Source organism: Rathayibacter sp. AY1E2 (genome assembly GCF_002932325.1).
GTDB lineage: Bacteria > Actinomycetota > Actinomycetes > Actinomycetales > Microbacteriaceae > Rathayibacter.
This window is the reverse complement of record NZ_PSVO01000001.1, coordinates 35,457-60,002: the sequence shown is the minus strand read 5'-3', so window position 1 is coordinate 60,002 and position 24,546 is coordinate 35,457. Positions and strand designations below refer to the sequence as shown.

Here is a 24,546-nt window from a genome sequence, read left to right as displayed (position 1 = left end):
CAGCCCTTAGAGCTTGCCGGCGACGAACTCGGTGACGTCGACGAGGCGGTTGGAGTAGCCCCACTCGTTGTCGTACCAGGAGGCGACCTTGACCTGGCTGCCGATGACCTTCGTGAGGCCCGCGTCGAAGATCGACGAGTGCGGGTCGGTCACGATGTCGCTCGAGACGATCGGGTCCTCGGTGTACTTGAGGATGCCCTTGAGGTCTCCCTCGGAGGCCGCCTTGTACGCCGCGTTGATCTCCTCGACGGTGGCGGGCTTGGTCAGCTCGACGGTGAGGTCGGTGATCGAGCCGGTCGGGACCGGGACGCGGAGGGCGTAGCCGTCGAGCTTGCCGACGAGCTCCGGGATGACCAGGCCGAGCGCCTTGGCGGCACCGGTCGAGGTCGGGATGATGTTGACGGCGGCGGCGCGGGCGCGACGCAGGTCGCTGTGCGGGCCGTCCTGGAGGTTCTGGTCGGCGGTGTACGCGTGGACCGTGGTCATCAGGCCGCGCTCGATGCCGAAGTTGTCGAGCAGCACCTTGGCGAGCGGCGCGAGGCAGTTCGTGGTGCAGGACGCGTTCGAGATGATGTCGTGCGTCGCGGGGTCGTAGGTGTTCTCGTTCACGCCGAGGACCAGGGTCGCGACGTCGCTGCCGGTGGCGGGAGCGGAGACGATGACCTTCTTGGCACCCGCGGTGATGTGCTTGCGCGCGTCCTCCGACTTGGTGAAGCGGCCGGTCGACTCGATGACGACGTCGACTCCCAGCTCGCCCCAGGGGAGGTTCGCGGGGTCGCGCTCCTCGAGGACGATGATCGGCTTGCCGTTGACGACGATGCGGTCGCCGTCGAGCTCGACGGTCGCGTCGAGGCGGCCCGTGATGGAGTCGTACTTCAGGAGGTGCGCGAGGGCCTTGTTGTCGGTGAGGTCGTTGACCGCGACGATCTCGAGGTCGCTGCCCTTTGCGAGGGCTGCACGGAAGAAGTTACGGCCGATACGGCCGAAGCCGTTGATGCCGATCTTGACGGACACAGATATCTCCTGGTGAGGAAAGGCACCTCGACGGTGCAGTGGAGGGGTGGAAGCCGACGACAGGGCGTCCCGGACGCGGGGCCCGGGACGCCGAGATCGCTACGACAGTAGCAGCAGGCCCGAAGTCTTCTCGCGGGCCTTCTCGAAGCGCGCGGAGACGTCGGCCCAGTTCACGATGTTCCAGAACGCCTTGACGTAGTCGGCCTTCACGTTGACGTAGTCGAGGTAGAAGGCGTGCTCCCACATGTCGAGGAGGAGGACCGGGACGGTCGCCGCGGCGAGGTTGCCCTGGTGGTCGTAGAGCTGCTCGATGATGAGCTTCTCGCCGAGCGAGTCCCAGGCGAGGATCGACCAGCCGGAGCCCTGGATGCCGAGGGCCGAGGCGGTGAAGTGGGCGCGGAACTTGTCGAACGACCCGAAGTTGTCGTCGATGGCCGCGGCGAGCTCGCCGACGGGCTTGTCGCCGCCGTCCGGCGAGAGGTTGTTCCAGAACACGGTGTGGTTCACGTGACCGGCGAGGTTGAAGGCGAGGTCCTTCTGGAGCTTGTTCACGTTCGCGAGGTTCTCGCTGTCGCGAGCCTCCTGCAGCGAGGCGAGGGCGGTGTTCGCCCCGGCCACGTACGTCGCGTGGTGCTTGTCGTGGTGGAGCTCCATGATCCGCCCACTGATGTTCGGCTCGAGGGCCGAGTAGTCGTAGGGCAGTTCGGCGAGCGTGTAGTCAGCCATGTGCGATCTCCTGTTCGTGGTCGTCGCTCCCGTGCGACCCGCCGGCGTCTCGGCGTCCTCCGCGAGGCGGAGGAGGAGGGCCGGGAGTATCCTGAGCGACCCCATCAGTCTAGCGAGGGGGCCCCTCCGCGTTCGGAGGGCTTGCGTTGTTCGACCAGGAGACACTCAGCGTTCGCCGGGCGGGGCGCGCCGTGCGGCCGGGCCTACAGGTCCTGCAGCTCTGCCGGGAGGTTCGCGTCGGTGCCCGGGATGTCGAGGTCGGACGCGCGCTTGTCGGCCATCGCGAGGAGGCGGCGGATGCGGCCGGCGACGGCGTCCTTCGTCATCGGCGGATCGGCGTGGTGGCCGAGCTCGTCGAGGCTCGCGTCGCGGTGCGCGAGGCGCAGGCGCCCGGCGTAGCGGAGGTGCTCGGGGATGTCGTCGCCCAGGATCTCCATCGCGCGCTCGACGCGGGCGCACGCCGCGACGGCGGCCTGGGCGGAGCGGCGGAGGTTCGCGTCGTCGAAGTTGACGAGGCGGTTCGCGGTCGCCCGCACCTCGCGGCGCTGGCGCAGCTCCTCCCAGCTCGCGACGGTCGCGGTCGCGCCCATCAGGGTGAGCATCGCGCTGATGCTCTCGCCGTCGCGGATGACGACCCGGTGGACGCCGCGCACCTCGCGGGACTTGGCCTGGACTCCCAGGCGTCCGGCGGCTCCGACGATCGCCATGGCCGCCTCGTTGCCGGGGCAGATGATCTCGAGCGCCGCGGAGCGGCCCGGGTCGGTCAGCGAGCCCTGGGCGAGGAAGGCGCCGCGCCACAGGGCGGCGAGCTCCTCGCGGGAGCCGGTCGTGAGGCGGTTGGGCAGGCCGCGGACGGGCCGGCCCCGCTGGTCGAGGAGGCCGGTCTGCCGGGCGAGGGTGTCCCCGCCCTCGACGACGCGCACCAGCCAGCTCGTGGTCCTCCGGGATCCGCCGGCCGAGACGATGCTGCCCTCGCTGCGGACGCCGTACAGCTCGGCGAGGTCGCGGCGCACGCGGGTCGCGAGCGGGGCGGAGTCGAGCTCGACCTCGACCGCGAGGCGGTTGGAGATGATGTGCAGTCCTCCGGAGAAGCGGAGGATGGTCGCCAGTTCGGCGGCACGGACGGTGTTCTTGCGCGAGACGATCGCGACCAGTTCGCCCTTGACGTCTGCGGTGAGGGCCACGGAGTCTTCCTTACGTCGGGTGCGCGGCTGAGCGCGCGGGGATCATTCTCGGCCGAGGTCGCGGTGCGCCACGTTGACGGCGACGCCCGGCAGCTCGGCCAGACGGGCCGCGACACGGCCCGCGACCGCGACGGAGCGGTGCTTGCCTCCCGTGCAGCCGATCGCGATGGTCGCGTGGCGCTTGTTCTCGCGCTGGTAGCCGTCGAGCACGGGGCGCAGGGCCCGGGAGTAGGAGTCGATGAACTCCTCGGCGCCCTGCTGGGCCAGCACGTAGTCTCTCACCTCTTCGTCGAGACCCGTGTGCGGACGCAGCTCCGGGATCCAGTACGGGTTCGGCAGGAACCGCGCGTCGGCCACCATGTCGGCGTCGGTCGGCAGCCCGTACTTGAAGCCGAAGCTCATCACCGTGACCTGGAGGCCCGCGCGGCCGGCCTCGGCGAAGCGCTCGGTGATGCTGGTGGCCAGCTGGTGGATGTTGAGGTCCGAGGTGTCGATGACGATGTCGGCCGACTCCCGCAGCTGAGCGAGGCGCGTCCGCTCGGCGGAGATGCCGTCGAGGAGGGTCCCCCGGCCCTGCAGCGGGTGCGGACGGCGCACCTGCTCGAAGCGGCGGACGAGCGCGGCGTCGGTGGCCTCGAGGAACACCACTCGGAGGTCGACCCCGGCGCGCAGCTCGCGGACGATGTCGCCGAGGTCCTCGAAGAAGTCGCGTCCGCGGACGTCGACGACCGCCGCGATCTTCGGCAGCGTGTCCCCTGCACGCTGCGCCAGGTCGACCAGCGGGCGCAGCATCTGCGGCGGCAGGTTGTCGACGACGTACCAGCCGAGGTCCTCCAGCGCGTTCGCGGCCGTGGACCGGCCCGCTCCGGACATCCCCGTGACGATCAGCACGTCCTGCTGCTCGCTCTCCGTGCTCATGCGCTCTCCGTGCTCGTGTCTGCTCGTGTCCTCGGTGCCGGGCACCGGCCGCTCTCCCCCGGAGCGCGGGCCTCCAGCCTAGGGCGTGCCCCCGACGGCGGACCCGTCCGGATGCAGGTGCGCGTGGATCGCGCCCGCCAGCGTCGGGCCGATGCCCTTGACCTCGGCGATCTCGGCCTCGCCCGCCTCGCGGAGCCGGGCGACGGATCCGAAGTGCTTCAGCAGGTCGCGGACGCGCGTGCCTCCGAGCCCGGGCACCTCGGCCAGCTGCGACGAGATGTCGCGCTTGCGACGCGTCCTCTGGTGGGTGATCGCGAAGCGGTGCGCCTCGTCGCGGATGCGCTGGAAGAGGAAGAGCGCATCGCTGTTGCGCGGCAGGATGACGGGGAAGTCGGAGTCCGGCAGCCAGATCTCCTCGAGGCGCTTGGCGATCCCGCAGAGGGTGATGCCGGTCACCCCGGACTCGTCGAGCGCGCGCTGCGCGGCTGCGACCTGCGGCTGGCCGCCGTCGACGATCAGCAGCTGCGGGGGGTACGAGAACTTGCGCCGCTTGGCCTCGCCGGTCTCGGGGTCGACCGCCGCGGGCTCGACCGGCTCGCGGAGGTAGGCGAGGCGGCGGGTGAGCACCTGGTGCAGCGACTCGGTGTCGTCCGTCGACTCCGCGATGGAGAACCGCCGGTACTGGTCCTTCCGCGCGAGCCCGTCCTCGAAGACCACCATCGAGGCGACGATGTTGGTGCCGCTGAGGTGGGAGACGTCGTAGCACTCCATCCGGAGCGGCGCCTCGCTCATGCCGAGGGCGTCGCGGATGTCCTCCAGGGCCTGCGTCCGAGCGGTGAAGTCGGCGGAGCGGCGGGTCTTGTAGAGCATCAGCGAGTGCTTCGCGTTCTGCGTCGCCGTCTCGAGGAGGGCGGCCTTGTCTCCGCGCTGGGCCGCTCGGAGGCGCACGTTCGTGCCGCGCAGTCCGCTCAGCCACTCCTCGAGCGCCTCGGTGTCCTCGGGCAGCTCCGGCACGACGACCTCCCGGGGCGGGACGTCGCCGGTCTCGTAGGCGGCCTGGAGTGCCGTGTCGACGAGCTCCGCCGTGCTCATGTCGAGCTCCTTGTCGACGACCCAGCCCCGCTCGCCGCGGATGCGCCCGCCGCGGACCCGGAACTGCTGCACGGAGGCGGCGAGCTCGTCGTGGACGATCGCGTAGAGGTCGACGTCCACGTTGTCCTTGAGCACGACCGCGCTCTTGGCGAGGACCGCGTCGAGTGCGGCGGCCTGATCGCGCAGCTTCCCCGCGCGCTCGTACTCCATCGCCGCCGCGGCCTCGCGCATCTCCTTCTCGAGCTCGCCGATCATCCGGCGGTCGTGGCTGCCCATGAAGGCGACGAAGCGGTCGACCATCTCGCGGTGCTCGGCGAAGGTGACGCGGTGGGAGCAGGGCCCGCCGCAGCGGCCGATCTGCGACGCGAAGCAGGGCTTGCCGCTCTGCATGGCGCGCTTGTAGTTGGAGTCGTTGCAGGTCCTGATCGGGAACGCCTTGATCATCAGGTCGATCGTCTCGTGGATCGCCCAGATCTTGGGGTAGGGCCCGAAGTAGCGGGCCTTCCTGATCTTGGCGTTCCGCGTGACCATCACCCGCGGGGCCTCGTCGCCGAGCGTCACCGCCATGTAGGGGTAGGACTTGTCGTCGCGGAACTTGACGTTGAAGGGTGGATCGAACTCGTTGATCCAGGTGAACTCGAGCTGCAGGGCCTCGACGTCGGTGCCGACGACGGTCCACTCGACGCCGGAGGCCGAGGTGACCATCCGCCGGGTGCGCTCGTGCAGGCTCGGCAGCGGGGCGAAGTAGTTGCTCAGCCGCGCGCGGAGGTTCTTGGCCTTGCCCACGTAGAGCACCCGCCCCCGGGCGTCCGTGAAGCGGTACACGCCCGGTAGGGTCGGGATCTCACCCGGCTTCGGCCGGAAGTCGACTGTCTGCGCCATGCCTCTCGCTCGCGTCAGCCGAGGATCTCGGCGAGGAACATGCCGGTGTGGCTGCCCTCGACCTTCGCCACGTGCTCGGGGGTGCCCACCGCGACCACCTGTCCGCCGCCGGCGCCGCCCTCGGGACCCATGTCGATCAGCCAGTCGGCGGACTTGATGACGTCGAGGTTGTGCTCGATGGTGATCACCGTGTTGCCCTTGTCGACCAGGCCGTTGAGGACGAGGAGGAGCTTGCGGACGTCCTCGAAGTGCAGGCCCGTCGTCGGCTCGTCGAGCACGTAGACGCTGCGGCCGTTGGAGCGGCGCTGGAGCTCGGTGGCCAGCTTGACGCGCTGCGCCTCGCCGCCGGAGAGCGTGGTCGCGCTCTGCCCGAGGCGGACGTAGCCGAGCCCCACCTCCACCAGCGTGCGGAGGAAGCGGTGGATCGCCGTGATCGGCTCGAAGAAGTCGGCCGCCTCGGCGATCGGCATGTCGAGCACCTCGGCGATGTTCTTGCCCTTGTAGTGCACGGTCAGGGTGTCGCGGTTGTAGCGCGCTCCCCCGCAGACCTCGCACGCCACGTAGACGTCGGGCAGGAAGTTCATCTCGATCTTGATGGTGCCGTCGCCCGAGCAGGCCTCGCAGCGGCCGCCCTTGACGTTGAAGCTGAAGCGGCCGGGCAGGTACCCCCGCGCCTTCGCCTCGGTGGTCTCGGCGAAGAGGTTGCGGATGCGGTCGAACACGCCCGTGTAGGTGGCGGGGTTCGAGCGCGGCGTGCGGCCGATCGGGTTCTGGTCGACGTGCACGACCTTGTCGAGGTTCTCGAGCCCGGTGACGCGCGTGTGCTTGCCCGGCACCTTGCGGGCGCCGTTGAGCTGGTTGGCGAGCACGCGGTAGAGGATGTCGTTCACGAGGGTGCTCTTGCCGGAGCCGGAGACCCCTGTGACCGCGACGAACGTGCCGAGCGGGAACTCCGCGTCGACCTTGCGGAGGTTGTTGGCGTTCGCCCCGACGACCTTGATCATCCGCTTGCGGTCGATCTTCCGCCGCTTCTTCGGGACCTCGATCGCCTTGCGGCCCGAGACGTAGTCGCCGGTCAGCGAGTGGGTGTTCTCGAGCAGCGACTCGTAGGAGCCGGAGTGCACGACCTTGCCGCCGTTGACCCCGGCGCCCGGGCCGATGTCGACGATCCAGTCGGCGGTGCGGATGGTGTCCTCGTCGTGCTCGACCACGATCAGCGTGTTGCCCAGGTCGCGCAGCTTGATGAGGGTGTCGATCAGGCGGCGGTTGTCGCGCTGGTGCAGGCCGATGCTCGGCTCGTCGAGCACGTAGAGCACGCCGGTCAGCCCGGAGCCGATCTGGGTCGCCAGGCGGATGCGCTGCGCCTCGCCGCCCGACAGGGACGCAGCGGCGCGCGAGAGGTTGAGGTAGTTGAGCCCGACCTCGATGAGGAAGTCGATGCGCGCGCGGATCTCGCGCAGCACCTGCGCGGCGATGTGCGCCTCGCGGTCGGTCAGCTCGAGCCGGCTCATGAAGTCCTGGGCGTCGCCGAGGCTGAGGTCGGCCACGTCCGCGATGCTCGCCCCGTGCACGAGCACGGCGAGCACCTCGGGCTTCAGGCGGGAGCCCTTGCACACGGGGCAGGGCACCTCGCGGAGGAACTCGGACCAGCGGGTGCGCTGGACGTCGGTCTCGGCCTGGACGAACTGGCGCTCGATGTAGGGCACGACGCCCTCGAAGCCCGAGGTGTAGCTCATCTCGCGGCCGTAGCGGTTCTTCCACTTGACCTTGACCTCGAAGTTGTCGCCGTGGAGGACGGCCTGCTGCACCTCGGTGCTGAGGCGCTTCCACGGGGTGGTGAGCGTGAAGCCGAGGTCGCGGGAGAGGCCGTCGAGCAGCTTCTCGTAGTACTGGAACAGGCCCTTGCCCTGGGTGGTCCAGGGGATGATGACGCCCTCGGCGATGCTCAGGTCGGGGTCGCCGAGCAGCAGCTCGTCGTCGACCGACATGCGCGTGCCGAGGCCCGAGCACTCCGGGCAGGCGCCGAAGGGCGCGTTGAAGGAGAAGGTCCGCGGCTCGATCTCGGTCAGCGAGATCGGGTGGTTGTTGGGGCAGGACAGCTTCTCGGAGTAGGTGGTCCAGGCGCCGTCGCCCTCGCCGTCGACGTAGTTGATCTGCACGATGCCGTCGGTGAGCCGCAGGGCCGTCTCGAGGGAGTCGGTGAGGCGTCCGAGGATGTCGGGGCCGGCGACGAGCCGGTCGACCACGACGGAGATGTCGTGCTTGTACTGCTTCTTGAGCACCGGCGGCTCGCTCAGCTGGACGAGCTTCCCGTCCACCATGGCGCGGGAGTAGCCGCCCGCGGTCAGCTCCTTGAACAGGTCGACGAACTCGCCCTTCTTCTGCGAGACGACGGGGCTGAGGATCTGGTAGCGGGTACCGGTCTCGAGCTCCATCAGCTGGTCGGCGATCTGCTGCACGGTCTGCGCGGAGATCCGCTCGCTGCAGATGGGGCAGTGCGGGACGCCGATGCGCGCCCACAGCAGGCGCATGTAGTCGAAGATCTCGGTGATCGTGCCGACGGTGGAGCGCGGGTTGCGGTTCGTCGACTTCTGGTCGATCGAGACCGCGGGGCTGAGGCCCTCGATGAAGTCGACGTCCGGCCGGTCCACCTGCCCGAGGAACTGGCGGGCGTACGCGGAGAGGGACTCGACGTAGCGCCGCTGGCCCTCCGCGAAGATCGTGTCGAAGGCCAGAGAGGACTTGCCCGAGCCCGAGAGACCGGTGAACACCACCATCGAGTCGCGCGGGATCTCGAGGTCGACGTTCTGCAGGTTGTGCACCCGCGCGCCGCTCACCACCAGCTTCGAGGACGACTCGTCGAGCGAGGAGACGAAGCGGTGGAAGGAGGGAGAGGGGGTGGAGGAGGGGTCCGTAACGGCGTTCAGGATCGACACTCCGAAAGTGTATGCGGAGCCACCGACATCGCCCGTGGCGTTCGCTGGGCGCTGATCCGCGGGCCCCTCCCCTTGCGGATCAGCGCCCCCGATCAGGACAGGTGCCCGGCCTTCTCCATCTGGCGGAGCTCGCGCTTGAGATCCTGGACCTCGTCCCGCAGCCGGGCCGCGAGCTCGAACTTGAGCTCGCCCGCCGCCTGGAGCATCTGCCCGTTGAGGTCGGAGATGATCGCCTCGAGGTCGTTGCCGCCGTTCGCGGCGAGACCCTGACGGCGCAGGTTCGGCGTCGGGCTCTTCTTCTTGGCGTCGCGCCCGGCGAGCAGCTTGGCGGTGTCGGCCCCCTCGCGGGCGAGGGCGTCGGTGATATCGGCGATCTTCTTCCGAAGCGGCGTCGGGTCGATGCCGTGGTCGAGGTTGTAGGCGACCTGCTTCTCGCGTCGGCGGTCGGTCTCGTCGATCGCGAGCCGCATCGAGTCCGTCACCTTGTCGGCGTACATGTGGACCTCGCCCGAGACGTTGCGCGCCGCACGGCCGATCGTCTGGATGAGCGACGTGGACGAGCGGAGGAAGCCCTCCTTGTCGGCGTCGAGGATCGCCACGAGCGAGACCTCGGGCAGGTCGAGCCCCTCGCGCAGCAGGTTGATGCCGACCAGGACGTCGTATACGCCCGCCCGCAGCTCCGAGAGGAGCTCGACGCGGCGCAGGGTGTCGACATCGGAGTGCAGGTAGCGGACGCGGACGCCCGCCTCCGTGAGGAAGTCGGTGAGCTCCTCGGCCATGCGCTTCGTCAGCGTCGTGACGAGCACGCGCTCGTCGCGCTCGGTGCGGCGCTTGATCTCCTCGAGCAGGTCGTCGATCTGGCCCTTCGTCGGCTTGACGACGATCTCGGGGTCGATCAGGCCGGTCGGGCGGATGATCTGCTCGACGATGCCGTCGGCGATGCCCATCTCGTAGCGGCCCGGGGTCGCCGAGAGGTAGACGGTCTGACCGACGCGCGACTTGAACTCCTCCCACTTCAGGGGCCGGTTGTCCATCGCCGAGGGCAGGCGGAAGCCGTGCTCGACCAGCGTGCGCTTGCGGGACGCGTCGCCCTCGTACATCGCACCGATCTGCGGCACCGTCACGTGCGACTCGTCGATCACGACGAGGAAGTCGTCCGGGAAGTAGTCGAGCAGGCAGTGCGGGGCCTCGCCCGACTCGCGGCCGTCGATGTGGCGGGAGTAGTTCTCGATGCCGGAGCAGAATCCGATCTGCTGCATCATCTCGAGATCGAAGGTCGTGCGCATCCGCAGGCGCTGCGCTTCGAGGAGCTTGTTCTGCTTCTCGAGGTCGGCCAGGCGCACCTCGAGCTCCTGCTGGATGGTGTCGATCGCACGGTGCATGACGTCCTGGCTGGCGACGTAGTGCGAGCCGGGGAAGACCGACACGGAGTCGAGCTTCCGGACGATGTCGCCGGTGAGCGGGTGGAGCGTGTAGAGCGCCTCGATCTCGTCGCCGAACATCTCGATCCGGATCGCGAGCTCCTCGTACATCGGGATGATCTCGATCGTGTCGCCCCGCACCCGGAAGGTGCCGCGGGCGAAGTCGACGTCGTTGCGCGCGTACTGCATGGACACGAACTTGCGGATGAGGCGGTCCCGGTCGACCCGCTGGCCGACCTGGAGCGCCACCATCGCCTCGAGGTACTGCTCGGGCTGGCCGAGGCCGTAGATGCACGAGACGGTCGACACCACGATCACGTCGCGGCGGCTCAGGAGCGAGTTCGTGGTGGAGTGGCGCAGCCGCTCGACCTCGGCGTTGACCGAGCTGTCCTTCTCGATGAAGGTGTCGGTCTGCGGGACGTAGGCCTCGGGCTGGTAGTAGTCGTAGTACGAGACGAAGTACTCGACGGCGTTGTTGGGGAACAGCTCGCGGAACTCGTTGGCGAGCTGCGCGGCGAGGGTCTTGTTGTGCGCGAGCACGAGCGTGGGGCGCTGCACGGCCTCGACGAGCCAGGCCGTGGTCGCGGACTTGCCGGTTCCGGTGGCGCCCAGCAGGACGACATCGGTCTCGCCGGCGTTGATGCGGGCGCTCAGATCGGCGATCGCGCCGGGCTGGTCACCGCTCGGCTTGTACTCGCTGATGACCTCGAACGGGTGCACGGCACGGGTTGGCTCCATGGTTCGAAGCGTAGCCGCGACCACCGACACCGGACGGCGCGTGCGCTGGCGGCGAACGGGGGTGCGCTCCCCGGCCGGGCCGCTCGGCCACGAGGGCGGGTGTCCGGGACGGACCGTCAGCGGGCGAGACGCTCCCACAGCGCGTCGGTCCGAGCGAGCGTCTCCTCCAGCGTGCCGGAGGAGTCGATCACGACGTCGGCGAGGGCGAGGCGCTCCTCGTCGCTCGCCTGAGACGAGACCCGCGCACGAGCCTCCTCCTCGGTCAGTCCCCGGAGGGCGACGAGACGCTCGATGCGGAGGTGCTGCGGCGCGTGCACGACGACCACCTCGTCGAACTCCCCCGCTCCACGGCCCTCGGCGAGGAGGGGGACGTCGTAGACGACCACCGCGGCCGGGTCCGCCTCGGCGGCCTCCGCGAACAGCCGCTGCGAACGGAGGGTCACCGCCGGATGGGTGATCGCATTGAGGTCGGCGCGGGCCGCCGCGTCCGAGAAGACGATCGCGCCGAGCGCCGGGCGGTCCAGCGCGCCGTCCGCGCGAATCACGGACGGGCCGAAGCGCCCGGCGATCGCAGCCAGCGCCGGCTCCCCCGGCTCGACGACCTCGCGCGCGAGGACGTCGGCGTCGACCACCACCGCTCCGTGCTCGGCGAGACGGCGGGCGACGGTGGACTTGCCCGAGGCGATGCCTCCGGTGAGGGCGACGAGATGCACCCGGCCACCCTACCCAGCGCCGTCGCCCGGAACGCCGAACGGCCGGCCCCCGAGGGGACCGGCCGTTCGATGCGATGTGCTCGCGATCAGTTGTTCGAGGACAGCTTCTCGCGGAGCGCGGCGAGCGACTCGTCGTCGGCGAGGGTGCCGCCGGTGGTCGACTCGCTGGTGAAGCCGGCGCCGACCGAGACGCCCTCGGAGACGGTGGCCGCCTCCTCCTGCGACTTGGCCACCTGGGCCTTGTGGGCCTCCCAGCGCGCCTGAGCAGCGGCGTACTCCTGCTCCCAGGCCTCGCGCTGCGACTCGAAGCCCTCGCGCCACTCGTTGGTCTCGGGGTCGAAGCCCTCGGGGTACTTGTAGTTCCCCTGGTCGTCGTACTCCGTGGCCATGCCGTAGAGCGCCGGGTCGAACTCGGTGCCCTCGGGGTCGACGTTCTCGTTCGCCTGCTTGAGCGAGAGGGAGATGCGGCGACGGTCGAGGTCGATGTCGATGACCTTGACGAACACCTCTTCGCCGACCGACACGACCTGCTCGGCGAGCTCGACGTGCTTGCCCGACAGCTCGGAGATGTGGACGAGGCCCTCGATGCCGTCCGCGACGCGGACGAAGGCACCGAACGGGACCAGCTTCGTGACCTTGCCCGGCGCGACCTGTCCGATCGCGTGGGTGCGGGCGAAGACCTGCCACGGGTCCTCCTGGGTCGCCTTGAGCGAGAGCGACACGCGCTCGCGGTCGAGGTCGACCTCGAGGATCTCGACGGTGACCTCCTGGCCCACCTCGACGACCTCGGAGGCGTGCTCGATGTGCTTCCAGGAGAGCTCGGAGACGTGGACGAGACCGTCGACGCCGCCGAGGTCGACGAACGCACCGAAGTTGACGATCGACGACACGACGCCCTTGCGGACCTGACCCTTGTGCAGGTTGTTCAGGAACGTGGTGCGGCTCTCGGACTGGGTCTGCTCGAGGAGCGCGCGACGCGACAGGACCACGTTGTTGCGGTTCTTGTCGAGCTCGAGGATCTTCGCCTCGATCTCCTGGCCGAGGTACGGCGTGAGGTCGCGGACGCGGCGCAGCTCGATGAGCGAGGCCGGGAGGAAGCCGCGGAGGCCGATGTCGACGATGAGACCGCCCTTGACGACCTCGATGACCGAGCCGGTGACGACGCCGTCCGACTCCTTGATCTTCTCGACGTCGCCCCACGCGCGCTCGTACTGCGCACGCTTCTTGGACAGGATCAGGCGACCCTCCTTGTCCTCCTTCTGGAGGACGAGGGCCTCGACGCTGTCGCCCACGTTGACGACCTCGGAGGGGTCGACGTCGTGCTTGATGGAGAGCTCGCGCGAGGGGATGACGCCCTCGGTCTTGTAGCCGACGTCGAGGAGGACCTCGTCGCGGTCGATCTTCACGACGGTGCCTTCGATGAGGTCTCCGTCGTTGAAGAACTTCAGAGTCTTTTCGACCGCGGCAAGAAAGTCTTCAGCAGACCCGATGTCGTTGATCGCGACCTGCTTGGTTGCCTTGTCGGTCGTTGCGGTTGTCATTAAGGGATGCTCCAGGATGGATGGGTCTCGGGCGGCGGCCGCCTGCGGGCCTCGCGGCTCGGCGGAGTGGTGACCACTGCGGTGGTGAGGGATGTGCCTCCGGCCCGGGAGCCGCGCTCGGCCGGCCGGAGGACCGGCCTTCCTCGCGCGCCGCGGGCACGGCGGCGCCACAGATGTGACACCCCAGCTTAGACGCCCCGGGAGGCGCACGGCAATCTCGCCGCGCCCGTCCAGGCGCGGGTTCCGGAGTCAGCCGGCGAGGGAGGAGCGGAGGGTGTCGAGACCGACGCCGCCGAGGTCGAGCGCCCTCCGGTGGAAGGCCGCGAGCGAGAACGCGGCGCCCTCGCGCACCTCCGCCTCGTCGCGCAGCTGCTCCCAGATCCGCTGCCCGATCTTGTAGGACGGAGCCTGCCCCGGCCAGCCGAGGTACCGGTTCACCTCGAAGCGCACGAACGCGTCGTCCATGTTCACGTTGGCCCGCATGAAGTCGAGGGCCGAGTCGGCGGTCCAGACGGTGCCGGAGCCCGGCATCGGCTTCTGGAGGTGCACGCCGATGTCCAGCACGACGCGCGCCGCGCGCATCCGCTGGCCGTCGAGCATGCCCAGGCGGTCGGCCGGGTCGTCGAGGTAGCCGAAGCGCTCCATCAGCCGCTCCGCGTAGAGCGCCCAGCCCTCGGCGTGGCCGGAGGTCCCGGCGAGCTGACGGCGCCAGGTGTTGAGGCGGGCGCGGTTGTGGACGGCCTGGCCGATCTGCAGGTGGTGGCCCGGGACGCCCTCGTGGTAGACCGTGGTCAGCTCCCGCCAGGTGGCGAACTCGGTGACTCCGGCCGGGACCGACCACCACATCCGCCCCGGGCGCGAGAAGTCGTCGCTCGGACCGGTGTAGTAGATGCCGCCCTCCTGGGTCGGCGCGATCCTGCACTCGAGGCGGCGCACCTCCTCCGGGATGTCGAAGGCGGTGCCGGCGAGCTCGCGGACGGAGCGGTCGCTGGTCTCCTGCATCCAGGCCTGCAGAGCGTCGACGCCGTGCAGAGTGCGGGCCGGGTCCGCCTCGAGGTGGGCGATCGCCTCGGCGACGGAGGCGCCGGGCAGGATCTCGCGCGCGATCGCCTCCTGCTCGGACGTCATGCGGGCCAGCTCCTCGATCCCCCACTCGTAGGTCTCGTCGAGGTCGACGACAGCGCCGAGGAAGCGGCGGGAGTGCAGCGCGTACAGCTCCCGGCCGACGGCGTCCTGCTCGGTCGCGGCGGGGGCGAGCTCGCCCCGGAGGAACTGCGCGAGCGACCCGTAGGCGGCCGAGGCACGGCGGGCGCCGTCCTCCAGTCGCTGGGCGAGCGACGCGGGCAGGGATCCGGCGGCGGGAGCGGCCTCCGCGGCCAGCTCGGCGAAGAACCCGCGGGGAGCGGCGATCTTCCGCGCCTGCTCGGCGACGAGCTCGACCTGGCGGCGGGCGGGGACCACGCCGGTGCGGATCCCCTCGCGCAGGGTCTCCGCGTAGCCCTCGAGGGCGGCCGGCACGGCCAGCAGCCGCTCGGCGACCGCCTCCCAATCGGCGACCTCGTCCGTCGGCATCAGGTCGAAGACGTCGCGCAGCTCCTGCGCCGGGGACGCGATCACGTTGAGGTCCCGCAGCGGCAGACCGGCGTCGTGCCCCTCCAGGGAGAGCCGGAGCTCGGCGCCGAGGTCGGCGGCCGTGACGCGGTCGACGTCGTCCACGGGGTCGGCGGCCTCGAGCTCGGCGAGGGCCGAGGCGGTCGCCGCCCGGGCCTGCTCGAGACCGGCCGGCGAGTAGTCGCCCAGACGGCCGTTCGCGCCGCTGCGTCCGATCGCGGTGCCGAGGGTGGGGTCGAGGTCGACGAGCGTGTCGACCCAGCGCTCGGCGACGGCGTCGACGGCGGTGGGCTCGCGGGGGGTGTCGGTGCTCATGCCTCCGAGCCTAGCCAGGCCCTGCGGCCGGCTCAGTGCGCGGCGACGTCCCAGTCGGACCCGTGGCCCACCTGCACCTCGAGCGGGACGCTCAGGTCGGCGGCACCCGCCATCCGGCCGCGGACGACCGCCTCGAGCGGCTCCTCCTCGCCGGGGGCGACGTCGAAGATCAGCTCGTCGTGCACCTGGAGGAGCATCCGCGAGCCGAGCCCCTGCTCGTCGAGGTCGGCCTGCACGCCGATCATCGCGCGCTTCATGATGTCGGCGGCCGAGCCCTGGATCGGCGAGTTGAGTGCCGCCCTCTCGGCGTTGTCGCGGAGGACGCGGTTCGCGCTCTGCAGGTCGGGGAACGGACGCCGGCGTCCGAAGATCGTCTCGGTGTAGCCGGTCTCGCGGGCCTGCTCGACGACGCTGCGGAGGTAGTCGCGCACCGCGCCGAAGCGGACGAAGTAGTCGGTCATCAGCTGCTTGGCCTCGGCGCTCGAGATGCGCAGCTGCTTCGACAGGCCGAAGGCGCTCAGGCCGTAGGCGAGGCCGTACGACATCGCCTTGACCTTGTTGCGCATGGCCGAGGTGACGTCGCCCGGATCGACGCCGAAGATCCGCGATCCGACGAAGCGGTGCAGGTCCTCGCCGGAGTGGAAGGCCTCGATCAGCCCGGCGTCCCCGGAGAGGTGCGCCATGATCCGCATCTCGATCTGCGAGTAGTCGGCGGTGAGGAGGGTGCTCGCCTCCGCTCCGTGGACGAAGGCGGTGCGGATGCGGCGGCCCACCTCGCTGCGGACGGGGATGTTCTGCAGGTTCGGGTCGTTGGAGGAGATCCGGCCGGTGGCCGTGCCGGTCTGGTCGTAGCTGGTGTGGATCCGGCCGTCGGCGGTGACCGACTTCTCGAGCGTCTCGATGATCTGCTTGAGCTTGGTCGCGTCGCGGTGCTCGAGGAGCAGCCCGAGGAACGGGTGCGGGTGGGACTCCTGCAGGTCGGCGAGGGCGGAGGCGTCGGTGGTGTAGCCCGTCTTCGTGGCCCGGGTGCGCGGCATGTCGAGCTCCTCGAAGAGGACCTGCTGCAGCTGCTTGGGCGAGCCGAGGTTCATCTCGTGGCCGATCTCGGCGAACGCGCGGCTCGCGAGGTCGGCGGCCGAGACGGTCAGCTCGGCGCGGAGGCGCGCCAGCACGTCGGCGTCGATCGCGACGCCGGTGAGCTCCATCGTCGCGAGGACCTGGACGATCGGCAGCTCGATGTCGACGAGCACCGAGAGCATCCCCTCGCCCAGCCGCTCGCGCAGCGGAGCGACGAGCCGGTACGCGTACCAGGCCTCGGTGGCGGGCCCCATCGGCTCGACGGTGGGGACCAGCTGGTTCGGGTCGCCCTGCGCCATGGTCTCGTCGAGGTGCTGCGCGACCTGCGCCGCGAGCGTGGCCGGATGCCCGGTGGGCTGCACCAGCCAGGAGGCGACGCGGGTGTCGAACGCGAGCCCCGCGACGGGGAGTCCGGCCCTCCGCAGCGCCTTGATCTGGGGCTTCGCGTCGGCGAGGTACTTGGGGGCGGGCCCGGCCAGCCACTGCTCGAGCGCGGTGTAGTCGGGCCGCTCGGCGGCCCACGGGACGAACGCCGTCTCCTTCTCGACCGCGAGGCCGACGCCCTCGAGCCCGCCGGCTCCGAGCAGGACCTGCACGGCGACGGGCGCGGTGCCCTTCGCCGACACGCGGTCGAGCCAGTGCGCGAGCTCCTCGTCGACCAGGGTGCGGACGGCGGGCGCTGAGGTCGTGACCACGTCGCCCGCCAGGGCCGCGGCGGCACCGTCGACGCCCTCCTCCGCGGCGATCGTGAGGACCCGCTCCTGCAGGGTCTTGAACTCGAGGCGGCTGAAGATCTCGCGGACCGCGTCGGGATCGATCGGACGGCGCGTCAGATCGTGCGGCCCGAGGGGGAGCTCGACGTCCGTCACCAGCCGGTTGAGGCGGCGGTTGCGGAGCGCGTTCTCCTTCTGCTCGCGCAGCTTCTCGCCGACCACGCCCTTGATCTCGTCGGCGTGGGCGATGATGTCGGCGACCGTGCCGTACTGGTTGACCCACTTCGCGGCCGTCTTGGGGCCGACCTTGTCGACGCCGGGCAGGTTGTCGCTGGTCTCGCCGACGAGCGCGGCGATCTCGGGGTACTGGTGCGGCTCGACGCCGTACTTCTCGAAGACCTTGTCGCGGTCGTAGCGGGTGAGCTGCGAGACGCCCTGGGTGGAGGGGTAGAGCAGGGTGACGTCCGGAGTCACCAGCTGGATGGTGTCGCGATCGCCCGAGACGACCAGCACGCGGAAGCCGGCCTCGGCCCCCTGGCGGGCGAGCGTCGCGAGGATGTCGTCGGCCTCGAAGTCCTCCTTCGAGACGGTCCGGATGTTCATGGCGTGCAGCGCCTCCTCGAGGAGGGGGACCTGGCCCTTGAACTCGGGCGGCGTCTCGCCGCGGGTGCCCTTGTACTCCGGGTACTCGCGCGTGCGGAACGAGTAGCGGGAGATGTCGAACGCGACGCCGAGGTGGGTCGGCTTCTCGTTCTTCAGCAGCAGGATCAGCATCGAGAGGAAGCCGTGGATGGCGTTCGTGTGCTGGCCCTCGCGGGTCTGGAAGCTGTCGACCGGGAGCGCGTAGAACGCCCGGAACGCCAGGGAATGGCCGTCGACGAGCAGGAGGGTAGGCTGTTCCGGATCTGACACAGGGCCAGACTACACAGCGCCTCCGACACCGGATCGGCCCGCTCGCGCCCGCCGGTCAGGGCCGCTCCGAGGCTCCAGCGCGAGGAGCGACGTGACCGAGCCGACCCCCACCACGACCGCCTGGATCCGCCCGCCCGCGCTCGACCTGGTCGCCGGGATCGGCCGCGGCATGGGCGAGCTCGCCGAGCGGATGGGGATCCTCTGGCACGAGCTCACCCCGCAGCACTCGGTGGCCTCGATGCCCGTCGAGGGCAACCGGCAGCCGGTCGGCATCCTGCACGGCGGCGCGCACGTCGTGCTCGCCGAGTCGATGGGCTCGATCGCGGCGAACGTGCACGCCGGCGCGGGCCGCCTGGCGATGGGCATCGAGCTGAACGCGAGCCACAGCCGGTCGGTCCACTCGGGCTTCGTGATCGCCACCTGCGACGCGATCCACCTGGGCTCCACCCTCACCACCCACGAGATCGTCGTGCGCGACCAGGAGGGGCGCCGCCTCTCCACCGTGCGGATCACCAACATCATCCGAGACGCCCGCTGACGGGAGCGGACGGGTCCCCCTCGCGGGAGCGTAGGGCGACGACCAGGCCCAGGACCGCGACCGCCGTCGGGACCGCCCGTGCCTGCGAGCGACGGGGGATCGACCGGTCGGCCGCGCCGCTCGGGGACCCGGCACCGCGGCGAGCGGCACTGTCAAGCGACGGCGCGCGACTGTGCCCGGTGGCGCCCGAAGGGCGACACTGAGCGGATGAGCCTTCGCCATCTCCTCAAGAGCCTCCCGTCCATGCCCTCCGAGCTGCCCTCGTTCGATGCGGAGGCGGCTCCGGCCGATCCTCTCGAGCTGTTCGCGCAGTGGCTCGAGGAGGCGAAGGACGCGGGCCAGCTCCTCCCCCACGGCGCCACGCTCTCCACCGCCTCCGACGACGGCACCGTCTCGGCGCGCGTGCTCGTGCTGCGCGAGATCGACGAGGCGGGCTGGGCGTTCTCCACCCATGCCACCAGCCCCAAGGGACGCGCCATGGAGGAGAACCCGCACGCCGCGCTGACCTTCTTCTGGCCGGTCCAGGGCCGTCAGGTCCGGGTCGAGGGCCGGGTGGAGCGCGCCTCCGCGCAGGAGTCGGCCGACGACTTCCGCCGCCGCTCCGAGGCCGCTCGCACCGCCCTGCTCATCGGACGCCAGAGCGAGCCGATGCGCAGCGCGCAGGACTTCGGCCTCGTCACGCTCCAGACCAGCGTCGCCGTGGGCTGCTCGCCCGCGACGCTCGACCGGGAGTGGGCCGTCTACCGCGTCGTGCCCGAGCGCATCGAGTTCTGGCAGGGCTCGACCGCGCCGGAGCAGGATCACACCCGTCTCGAGTACCGCCCGGGAACGACGGAGGCGGGCGGCTCCCCGTGGGAGCGCACCCGCCTCTGGCCCTGAGGCCGTGGACCCTCGGGCCCGGCCTCGCGCTAGGCCTTCTTCGTGCTCAGCTGCTCGATGATCGCCTGCGCGACGTCGTGCATGGTGAGCCGGCGGTCCATGGAGGCCTTCTGGATCCAGCGGAACGCCTCGGGCTCGGTGAGCCCCATCTTCTCGTTGAGCAGGCCCTTGGCGCGGTCGACGAGCTTGCGGGTCTCGAAGCGCTCGACCATGTCGGCGACCTCGGCCTCGAGGGTGAGGATCTGGGCGTACCGCGAGAGGGCGATCTCGATGGCGGGCAGCAGGTCGTTGGGCGTGAAGGGCTTCACGACGTAGGCGAGCGCTCCGGCCTCGCTGGCGCGCTCGACGAGCTCCTTCTGGCTGAAGGCGGTGAGCAGGACGACGGGCGCGATGTGCGCCTTCGAGAGGCGCTCGGCCGCCGAGATGCCGTCGAGCTGGGGCATCTTGACGTCCATGATGACGAGATCGGGGCGCAGCTCGGTGGCGAGGGCCACAGCGGTCTCTCCGTCGCCGGCCTCGCCGACGACCTCGAAGCCGTTGTCGCGGAGGATCTCCACGATGTCGAGGCGGATGAGGGATTCGTCTTCGGCGACGACGACCCGACGGGGTGCGGTCGACGAGGGTTCCTGGTCAGTCACGCCGATGAGCCTACGGTATTCTCGACGGGCTGGTGATGAGCCGGTGTGGCGGAATGGCAGACGCGGGGCACTCAAAATGCTCTGTCCGAGAGGGCTTGTGGGTTCGAGTCCCACCACCGGTACCCGCCTGGTCGCGCGGTGCGCGCCTCCGCTCGCTAGCGTCGTCGGATGAGCACCGACCCCTGGCCCCTGTTCTCGCTGGAGCTGCGCACGCCGCGGCTCGAGTTGCATCCGGTCCGCGACGCCGACCTCGGCCCTCTCGCCGAGGCAGCCCTCGCGGGCGTGCACGAGAGCGGCCGCTCGCCGTTCCCCTCCCCCTGGGCCGAGGCGCCGGCGGAGCGCCTGCCCGGCGAGCTCGCCCGCTTCCACTGGTCGCAGCGCGCGCAGACGACGCGGGAGTCGTGGCGCGTCGCGTTCGCCGTGGTCGAGGACGGCCGGGTCGTCGGCTGCCAGGACGTGGTCGCCGAGTCCTTCGCCGCCACCCGCACCCTGACCTCGGGCTCGTGGCTCACCCGCTCGGCGCAGGGCCGCGGCCTCGGGCAGGAGATGCGCGCCGCCGTGCTCCTCCTCGCCTTCGACCACCTCGGAGCCGAGGTCGCCGAGAGCGCCGCTCTCGCCTGGAACACCCGCTCGATCCGGGTCTCGGAGGCCCTCGGCTACCGGCCGAACGGGACGCACCGGATCGTCGGTCCGGACGGTGCGCCGGTCGAGGAGCTGCGGTTCCGCGTCACACCGGAGACCCTGGTGCGGCCGGAATGGACGCTGGAGGCCTCGGGGGTCGACGCCGCACGAGCGGTCCTCGTCCAGGATCCGCTCGGTCCGCCCTCCCCCGTCTGATTCACCAGAACATCGTGCCCGGCGAGCCCTTGAACGGACCGACCACGCGCGAGGTGATCCAGCCGCCGTAGAAGTCGCCCGGCTGCGGCTGGACCGTCTCGCCGTCGACGGTGCAGGAGTCCATCCGGCCGGGGTAGAGGGCGACGGTGTCGACGAGGGCCTCGAAGCCGGCCATCGGCTCGGGGTACGTCCAGCCCGCCGCCTTCGCGACCGCTCCTCCTCCCCCGCGCACGGTCAGGTAGGAGGCCGCGCCCTTGAACTCGCAGATGCTGCGGCCGGGCGCGGGCTCGAGCGCCCCGGGCGCGAACGAGGACACGGGGAGGTAGTAGACGGGAGGGTGGCTCGTCTCGAGGACGCGGAGAGCGTCGCGAGTCTCGGCGACGACGACGCCGCCCAGCCGCACGACCACGTGCTCGGCGGTGGTCTCGACCCTCGGGGGTCGCGGGTAGTCCCAGACGGATTCCTGGCCCTCGGCGGGCGGCACGCGCTTCATCCCGCTCACGCTACGCGGCGGGGAGCGGTGCTCCGGCGCCTCCCAGAGGATGCCCGGGCGGACGCCGCGGCTCCGCAGATCCCCGCCGCCGGGACGCGCGGGGGCCCCGGTCGCGTAACGTCGTCCCTGCGGCGGAACCCCGAGCCCGCGCGCAGAAGGAATCCAGAGTGCCCACCGAATGCATCCACGGCCTCGACATCGCGCTCTGCGACGTCTGCACCCCGAAGAAGCTCCCCGAGCAGGTCGGCCGTGCCACCCGCGCCCCCGCGCGCGTGCCCGGGACCTCCCGTGCGGCCACCGCCCGCGCCGCCGCCCGCGGCACGGCGCGCGAGAAGCCCCTGCCGAAGGTCGACATCGCCGCGCAGCGGATCTACCACGTCACCCACCTCGACAACCTCGAGGCGATCGTCGCCGCCGGCGCGATCCTGGCGGACCAGCAGCTCCAGGAGCGCCCCGCGATCGACGTCAGCGCCGAGACCACCCGCGAGCACCGCCGTGCCGTGCAGGTGAAGGACGGCGTGAGCGTCGCCGGCTTCGTGCCCTTCTTCCTCTCCCCCGACGCCGCGCTCTGGGCCGACCTGCGCGGCGAGCGGGTCGCTCCGCACTGGTCGCCGAGCGCTCACGAGACCACCGCTTCGCAGTACGTCGTCCTGGTGGGCTCGCTCGCCTCCGCCCCGGTCCTGAGCGACGGCGACGCCTCCCACGTCCTCACGCGCTTCACCGAGGGCGACGCGCTCGTGCGCACCTTCGCGCGCCTCCTGGTCGACGAGCCGGCCCTGCGCAGCGCCGAGGCGCTCGTGCCCGAGCGCTTCCCGCTCGAGGGCGTCGCGACGGTCGGCGTGGCGTCGGTCGCCGCCCGCAACCGCGTCAAGGCTCTCTTCGAGGGCATCGACGCCTCTCCCCGCGTCGCCGTCTACCCGCCGTGGTTCCACCCGGTGGCCGAGGAGGAGTGACCCGGCGCTAGTCGGCCTCGAGGAGGTCGAGGCGGTCGGCCAGGTACCGGCGCAGCGGCATCAGTCCCTGCTCTCCCAGACCGGGCGCCCAGCGCACGAGCACCTCGGAGCCGCGCAGTGCCAGCGGCTCCTGGCCCGACTCGAGCGCTGCGGCGTCCAGTGCGAGGCGCCGCCAGCCGTAGTTGACGATCTCGCCCTCCTGGAACGGACCGTCGAAGGCGGCGCGCCGGATCTCGCGGCGCGCCTCCTGCGACTCGGACTGGTTGTTGGCGTGCAGCGGAGCGACGGCACGCGTGACCGATCCCGTCGCGAGGAGCTCGCCCTCGCGTCCGAGGAGCACCACGCCGAGGCGCCACGCGCGGGTCACCGGCGCCATCACCGGCTTGCGGCGGAAGCCGAGGATCGCGCGCGGCGTCCGCAGCTCGGCGACGGCCTGGTCGGCGATGCCGCGGGCGTCGAGCTCGGCGGAGACCTCGCGCAGGAGCGCGGCCAGATCGGCGGCGGCCTGCTCGGCCCCGGGTGCTGCGGGCATCGCTCCTCCTCGGCTCGTCCCGCCAGCCTACGGGCGCGGTGTGCACCGGCCACCCCGCTCCGCACCGCTAGCATCGCCTGACGACACCGAGGAGGACGAGCGATGCGCGTCATCATGATGGGCCCGCCCGGCGTGGGCAAGGGCACCCAGGCGGCCGTGCTGTCGCGCGAGCTGGGGGTGCCGGCGATCTCCACCGGCGATCTGTTCCGCGCGCACGTCGCCGACGGCACCGACCTCGGACGGCGTCTGCGGGCGCTCGTGGAGGCCGGCGAGTACGTGCCGGACGAGCTGACGAACGCCCTGGTCGCCGAGCGCATCGCCGAGGAGGACGCCCGGGACGGGTTCATCCTCGACGGCTACCCGCGCACGCTCGCCCAGGTGGACGCGCTGGCGGAGCTCCTCGAGGAGCGGGGCACGCCGCTCTCGTGCGTCGTGCTGCTGACAGCCGACGCGGACGTGGTCCTCGAACGGCTGCACGTGCGGGCGCAGGAGCAGGACCGCGCCGACGACGACCCCGAGGTGGTGCGGAACCGGATCGAGGTCTACGAGCGCGAGACGGCTCCTCTGGCGGAGGTCTACGACGAGCGCGAGCTCCTGGTGCGGATCGACGGCTCCGCCTCGCAGGACGAGGTCGCCGCGAGGATCATCGCGGCGTGCCGGCCCGAGTGAGCCGACCCGCCGCGACGCGGGGTCAGATCGCCGAGGCGAGGACCTCGTCGAGCTTGGCCGAGGCCTCCTCGTCGGTGCCCTTCAGGGCGAGCGAGAGCTCCGACACGAGGATCTGACGCGCCTTGAGGAGCATCCGCTTCTCGCCGGCCGAGACGCCGCCCGCCTGCTCGCGGCGCCACAGGTCGCGGACGACCTCGCTGACGCGGTACACGCTGCCGCTGGCCATCTTCTCCTGGTTGGCCTTGAAGCGGCGGGACCAGTTGCTGGCCTCCTCCGCGACGTCGCTGCGCAGGACGTCGTAGACCGCCTGGACTCCGGCGTCGTCGATGATCTCGCGGACGCCGACGAGCTCGGCGTTCTCGACGGGGAGGGTGATGGTGAGCTCGCTGGTGTGCACGTTCATCGTCATGAACGTCTTCTCGACGCCCTTGACCGAGCGCTTCTCGAGCCCGGTGATCGTCACCGCTCCGTGGTGCGGGTAGACCAGGGTCTCGCCGACCTCGAATGTCATCATGTCGTGCCTTTCGTCGTGGGGCGTGGTGGGAGTGTGGAGTCCAGGGGGCGCAGCGGCGCCGCGGCGAGCCAGGCCGGGAGCAGCGCGACGAGGTGCTCGACCAGCTCCTCGTCGGTGCCGTCGAGGGAGCCGGCGAGCCAGGCGCCGACCACGGAGAGGACGCCGCCGGCCGCGAAGACCGCGGTGAGCTCGGGGTCGACCGCTGCGGGGACGTCGACCCGGGCGAGCACCTCGCGGTGCAGGGCGAGCGCCGTGTCGAGCACGGCGTCGTCGGAGGCGACCCGGGCGGAGGCCCGCGCGCGGAGCCGGGCATGGAAGGCGTGGCGGTCGACCAGCCGCTCGACGAGCCGCGAGTAGCCGCGCTGCAGGGCGTCGGCTCCGGAGCGGTCGGCGGGATCGCCCTCGGCGACGTCGGCGACCACGAGGTCCTGGCGGAGCAGCGCGGAGGCGACTCCCGCCGCGTCGTCGAAGTGGGCGTAGAACGAGCTGCGGCTGATCCCGGCCTCGCGCACGATGTCACTCACCGCGATGCCCTCGGCCCTCTCGCCGTCGCTCTGCATGACGAGCCGCTCGACCGCGTCGAACACGCGGCGGCGGGTGCGCCGGGCTCGCGGATCGGCGGAGCCGAGCGCCGAGGGGGACTCCGCCGCGGGCACGGAGGCGAGGCGGGCGGGAGTCATCGACGTCAGTCTACCACTTC

At 71.1% G+C, this 24,546-nt stretch carries 21 protein-coding genes and 1 tRNA gene; 6 read left to right on the top strand and 16 right to left on the bottom strand.

The features are described 5' to 3' along the window. Positions 1-6: 6 nt before the first annotated feature. The 11 genes from gap to polA all read right to left on the bottom strand — a co-directional run bounded on the left by gap (position 7) and on the right by polA (position 17,793). Positions 7-1,014, bottom strand: coding sequence for a type I glyceraldehyde-3-phosphate dehydrogenase (gap, locus tag C5C49_RS00250; RefSeq protein WP_104221909.1), 1,008 nt, complete (start codon positions 1,012-1,014; stop codon positions 7-9). A gap of 99 nt (positions 1,015-1,113) precedes the next feature. After that, entirely contained in the window at positions 1,114-1,740 is a 627-nt protein-coding gene (locus C5C49_RS00245) for a superoxide dismutase (protein WP_104221907.1), read from the bottom strand. Between the two features lie 203 nt (positions 1,741-1,943). After that, complete coding sequence (whiA, locus tag C5C49_RS00240; RefSeq protein ID WP_104221905.1) at positions 1,944-2,924, bottom strand: DNA-binding protein WhiA; 981 nt, start codon at positions 2,922-2,924, stop codon at positions 1,944-1,946. 42 nt (positions 2,925-2,966) lie between these two features. Next, positions 2,967-3,842: an RNase adapter RapZ gene (gene rapZ / locus C5C49_RS00235; RefSeq protein WP_097166020.1), complete on the bottom strand. Its 876-nt coding sequence runs from the start codon at positions 3,840-3,842 to the stop codon at positions 2,967-2,969. 78 nt (positions 3,843-3,920) lie between these two features. Continuing rightward, the gene (uvrC, locus tag C5C49_RS00230; RefSeq protein ID WP_104268633.1) at positions 3,921-5,816 is read right to left on the bottom strand and encodes an excinuclease ABC subunit UvrC; all 1,896 of its coding nucleotides are present in this window, start codon (positions 5,814-5,816) and stop codon (positions 3,921-3,923) included. Positions 5,817-5,830: 14 nt separating this feature from the next. Beyond that, a complete protein-coding gene (gene uvrA / locus C5C49_RS00225; RefSeq protein ID WP_244229661.1) occupies positions 5,831-8,656 on the bottom strand; it encodes an excinuclease ABC subunit UvrA in 2,826 nt (941 codons plus the stop codon). Between the two features lie 188 nt (positions 8,657-8,844). After that, on the bottom strand, positions 8,845-10,911 hold the full coding sequence (uvrB, locus tag C5C49_RS00220) for an excinuclease ABC subunit UvrB (protein ID WP_104345140.1): 2,067 nt from the start codon (positions 10,909-10,911) through the stop codon (positions 8,845-8,847). A 116-nt stretch (positions 10,912-11,027) separates the two neighbouring features. After that, the gene (gene coaE, locus C5C49_RS00215) at positions 11,028-11,624 is read right to left on the bottom strand and encodes a dephospho-CoA kinase (protein WP_104345139.1); all 597 of its coding nucleotides are present in this window, start codon (positions 11,622-11,624) and stop codon (positions 11,028-11,030) included. Positions 11,625-11,710: 86 nt separating this feature from the next. After that, a complete protein-coding gene (gene rpsA / locus C5C49_RS00210; protein WP_104221897.1) occupies positions 11,711-13,165 on the bottom strand; it encodes a 30S ribosomal protein S1 in 1,455 nt (484 codons plus the stop codon). Between the two features lie 249 nt (positions 13,166-13,414). Then, positions 13,415-15,091 (bottom strand): DUF885 domain-containing protein, encoded by a 1,677-nt coding sequence (locus tag C5C49_RS00205; RefSeq protein ID WP_104345138.1) that lies wholly within the window; start codon positions 15,089-15,091, stop codon positions 13,415-13,417. A 32-nt stretch (positions 15,092-15,123) separates the two neighbouring features. Further along, positions 15,124-17,793: a DNA polymerase I gene (gene polA, locus C5C49_RS00200; RefSeq protein WP_104345137.1), complete on the bottom strand. Its 2,670-nt coding sequence runs from the start codon at positions 17,791-17,793 to the stop codon at positions 15,124-15,126. 91 nt (positions 17,794-17,884) lie between these two features. On the opposite strand from polA, the gene C5C49_RS00195 reads away from it, so the two are divergent. Together C5C49_RS00195 and C5C49_RS00190 are read left to right on the top strand one after the other, a co-directional pair. Next, on the top strand, positions 17,885-18,331 hold the full coding sequence (locus tag C5C49_RS00195; protein ID WP_374953047.1) for a PaaI family thioesterase: 447 nt from the start codon (positions 17,885-17,887) through the stop codon (positions 18,329-18,331). Positions 18,332-18,538: 207 nt separating this feature from the next. Beyond that, a complete protein-coding gene (locus C5C49_RS00190; protein ID WP_104345136.1) occupies positions 18,539-19,210 on the top strand; it encodes a pyridoxal 5'-phosphate synthase in 672 nt (223 codons plus the stop codon). A 29-nt stretch (positions 19,211-19,239) separates the two neighbouring features. On the opposite strand, the gene C5C49_RS00185 is transcribed toward C5C49_RS00190, so the two are convergent. After that, positions 19,240-19,848, bottom strand: coding sequence for an ANTAR domain-containing response regulator (locus C5C49_RS00185; protein ID WP_104221889.1), 609 nt, complete (start codon positions 19,846-19,848; stop codon positions 19,240-19,242). 39 nt (positions 19,849-19,887) lie between these two features. Here C5C49_RS00185 and C5C49_RS00180 point away from each other — a divergent pair. Continuing rightward, a tRNA-Leu gene (locus tag C5C49_RS00180) sits at positions 19,888-19,970 on the top strand. 46 nt (positions 19,971-20,016) lie between these two features. Next, positions 20,017-20,685 (top strand): GNAT family N-acetyltransferase, encoded by a 669-nt coding sequence (locus tag C5C49_RS00175; RefSeq protein WP_104345135.1) that lies wholly within the window; start codon positions 20,017-20,019, stop codon positions 20,683-20,685. A gap of 1 nt (position 20,686) precedes the next feature. Here C5C49_RS00175 and C5C49_RS00170 read toward each other — a convergent pair whose 3' ends face one another. Continuing rightward, entirely contained in the window at positions 20,687-21,178 is a 492-nt protein-coding gene (locus C5C49_RS00170) for a DUF427 domain-containing protein (protein ID WP_104345134.1), read from the bottom strand. A gap of 167 nt (positions 21,179-21,345) precedes the next feature. Between C5C49_RS00170 and C5C49_RS00165 the strand changes: the two genes are divergently transcribed. Next, positions 21,346-22,131: a DarT ssDNA thymidine ADP-ribosyltransferase family protein gene (locus tag C5C49_RS00165; RefSeq protein ID WP_104221883.1), complete on the top strand. Its 786-nt coding sequence runs from the start codon at positions 21,346-21,348 to the stop codon at positions 22,129-22,131. Between the two features lie 7 nt (positions 22,132-22,138). On the opposite strand, the gene C5C49_RS00160 is transcribed toward C5C49_RS00165, so the two are convergent. Continuing rightward, complete coding sequence (locus C5C49_RS00160; RefSeq protein ID WP_104232649.1) at positions 22,139-22,663, bottom strand: hypothetical protein; 525 nt, start codon at positions 22,661-22,663, stop codon at positions 22,139-22,141. Positions 22,664-22,765: 102 nt separating this feature from the next. Here C5C49_RS00160 and C5C49_RS00155 point away from each other — a divergent pair, with 102 nt between their 5' ends. After that, positions 22,766-23,332 carry an adenylate kinase gene (locus tag C5C49_RS00155; RefSeq protein WP_104221879.1) on the top strand — a complete coding sequence of 189 codons (567 nt, stop codon included), beginning with the start codon at positions 22,766-22,768 and terminating at the stop codon, positions 23,330-23,332. 22 nt (positions 23,333-23,354) lie between these two features. Here the strand turns inward: C5C49_RS00155 and C5C49_RS00150 are convergent, their stop codons facing one another. Both C5C49_RS00150 and C5C49_RS00145 read right to left on the bottom strand, forming a co-directional pair. Further along, complete coding sequence (locus C5C49_RS00150; RefSeq protein WP_068257183.1) at positions 23,355-23,843, bottom strand: CarD family transcriptional regulator; 489 nt, start codon at positions 23,841-23,843, stop codon at positions 23,355-23,357. Then, a complete protein-coding gene (locus tag C5C49_RS00145; protein ID WP_104345133.1) occupies positions 23,843-24,526 on the bottom strand; it encodes a TetR/AcrR family transcriptional regulator in 684 nt (227 codons plus the stop codon). The genes C5C49_RS00150 and C5C49_RS00145 overlap by 1 nt, the downstream gene beginning before the upstream one ends. Positions 24,527-24,546: the final 20 nt, after the last annotated feature.

What these genes read in the sequence shown, in the direction of transcription:
- C5C49_RS00190 (WP_104345136.1), top strand. Translation starts at nt 18,539, where the DNA reads ATGAGCCTTCGCCATCTCCTCAAGAGCCTCCCGTCCATGCCCTCCGAG.
- C5C49_RS00145 (WP_104345133.1), bottom strand. Translation starts at nt 24,526, where the DNA reads ATGACTCCCGCCCGCCTCGCCTCCGTGCCCGCGGCGGAGTCCCCCTCG.
- rpsA (WP_104221897.1), bottom strand. Translation starts at nt 13,165, where the DNA reads ATGACAACCGCAACGACCGACAAGGCAACCAAGCAGGTCGCGATCAAC.
- C5C49_RS00150 (WP_068257183.1), bottom strand. Translation starts at nt 23,843, where the DNA reads ATGACATTCGAGGTCGGCGAGACCCTGGTCTACCCGCACCACGGAGCG.
- C5C49_RS00245 (WP_104221907.1), bottom strand. Translation starts at nt 1,740, where the DNA reads ATGGCTGACTACACGCTCGCCGAACTGCCCTACGACTACTCGGCCCTC.
- C5C49_RS00170 (WP_104345134.1), bottom strand. Translation starts at nt 21,178, where the DNA reads ATGAAGCGCGTGCCGCCCGCCGAGGGCCAGGAATCCGTCTGGGACTAC.
- C5C49_RS00175 (WP_104345135.1), top strand. Translation starts at nt 20,017, where the DNA reads ATGAGCACCGACCCCTGGCCCCTGTTCTCGCTGGAGCTGCGCACGCCG.
- C5C49_RS00205 (WP_104345138.1), bottom strand. Translation starts at nt 15,091, where the DNA reads ATGAGCACCGACACCCCCCGCGAGCCCACCGCCGTCGACGCCGTCGCC.
- C5C49_RS00155 (WP_104221879.1), top strand. Translation starts at nt 22,766, where the DNA reads ATGCGCGTCATCATGATGGGCCCGCCCGGCGTGGGCAAGGGCACCCAG.
- C5C49_RS00160 (WP_104232649.1), bottom strand. Translation starts at nt 22,663, where the DNA reads ATGCCCGCAGCACCCGGGGCCGAGCAGGCCGCCGCCGATCTGGCCGCG.
- uvrC (WP_104268633.1), bottom strand. Translation starts at nt 5,816, where the DNA reads ATGGCGCAGACAGTCGACTTCCGGCCGAAGCCGGGTGAGATCCCGACC.
- rapZ (WP_097166020.1), bottom strand. Translation starts at nt 3,842, where the DNA reads ATGAGCACGGAGAGCGAGCAGCAGGACGTGCTGATCGTCACGGGGATG.
- uvrB (WP_104345140.1), bottom strand. Translation starts at nt 10,911, where the DNA reads ATGGAGCCAACCCGTGCCGTGCACCCGTTCGAGGTCATCAGCGAGTAC.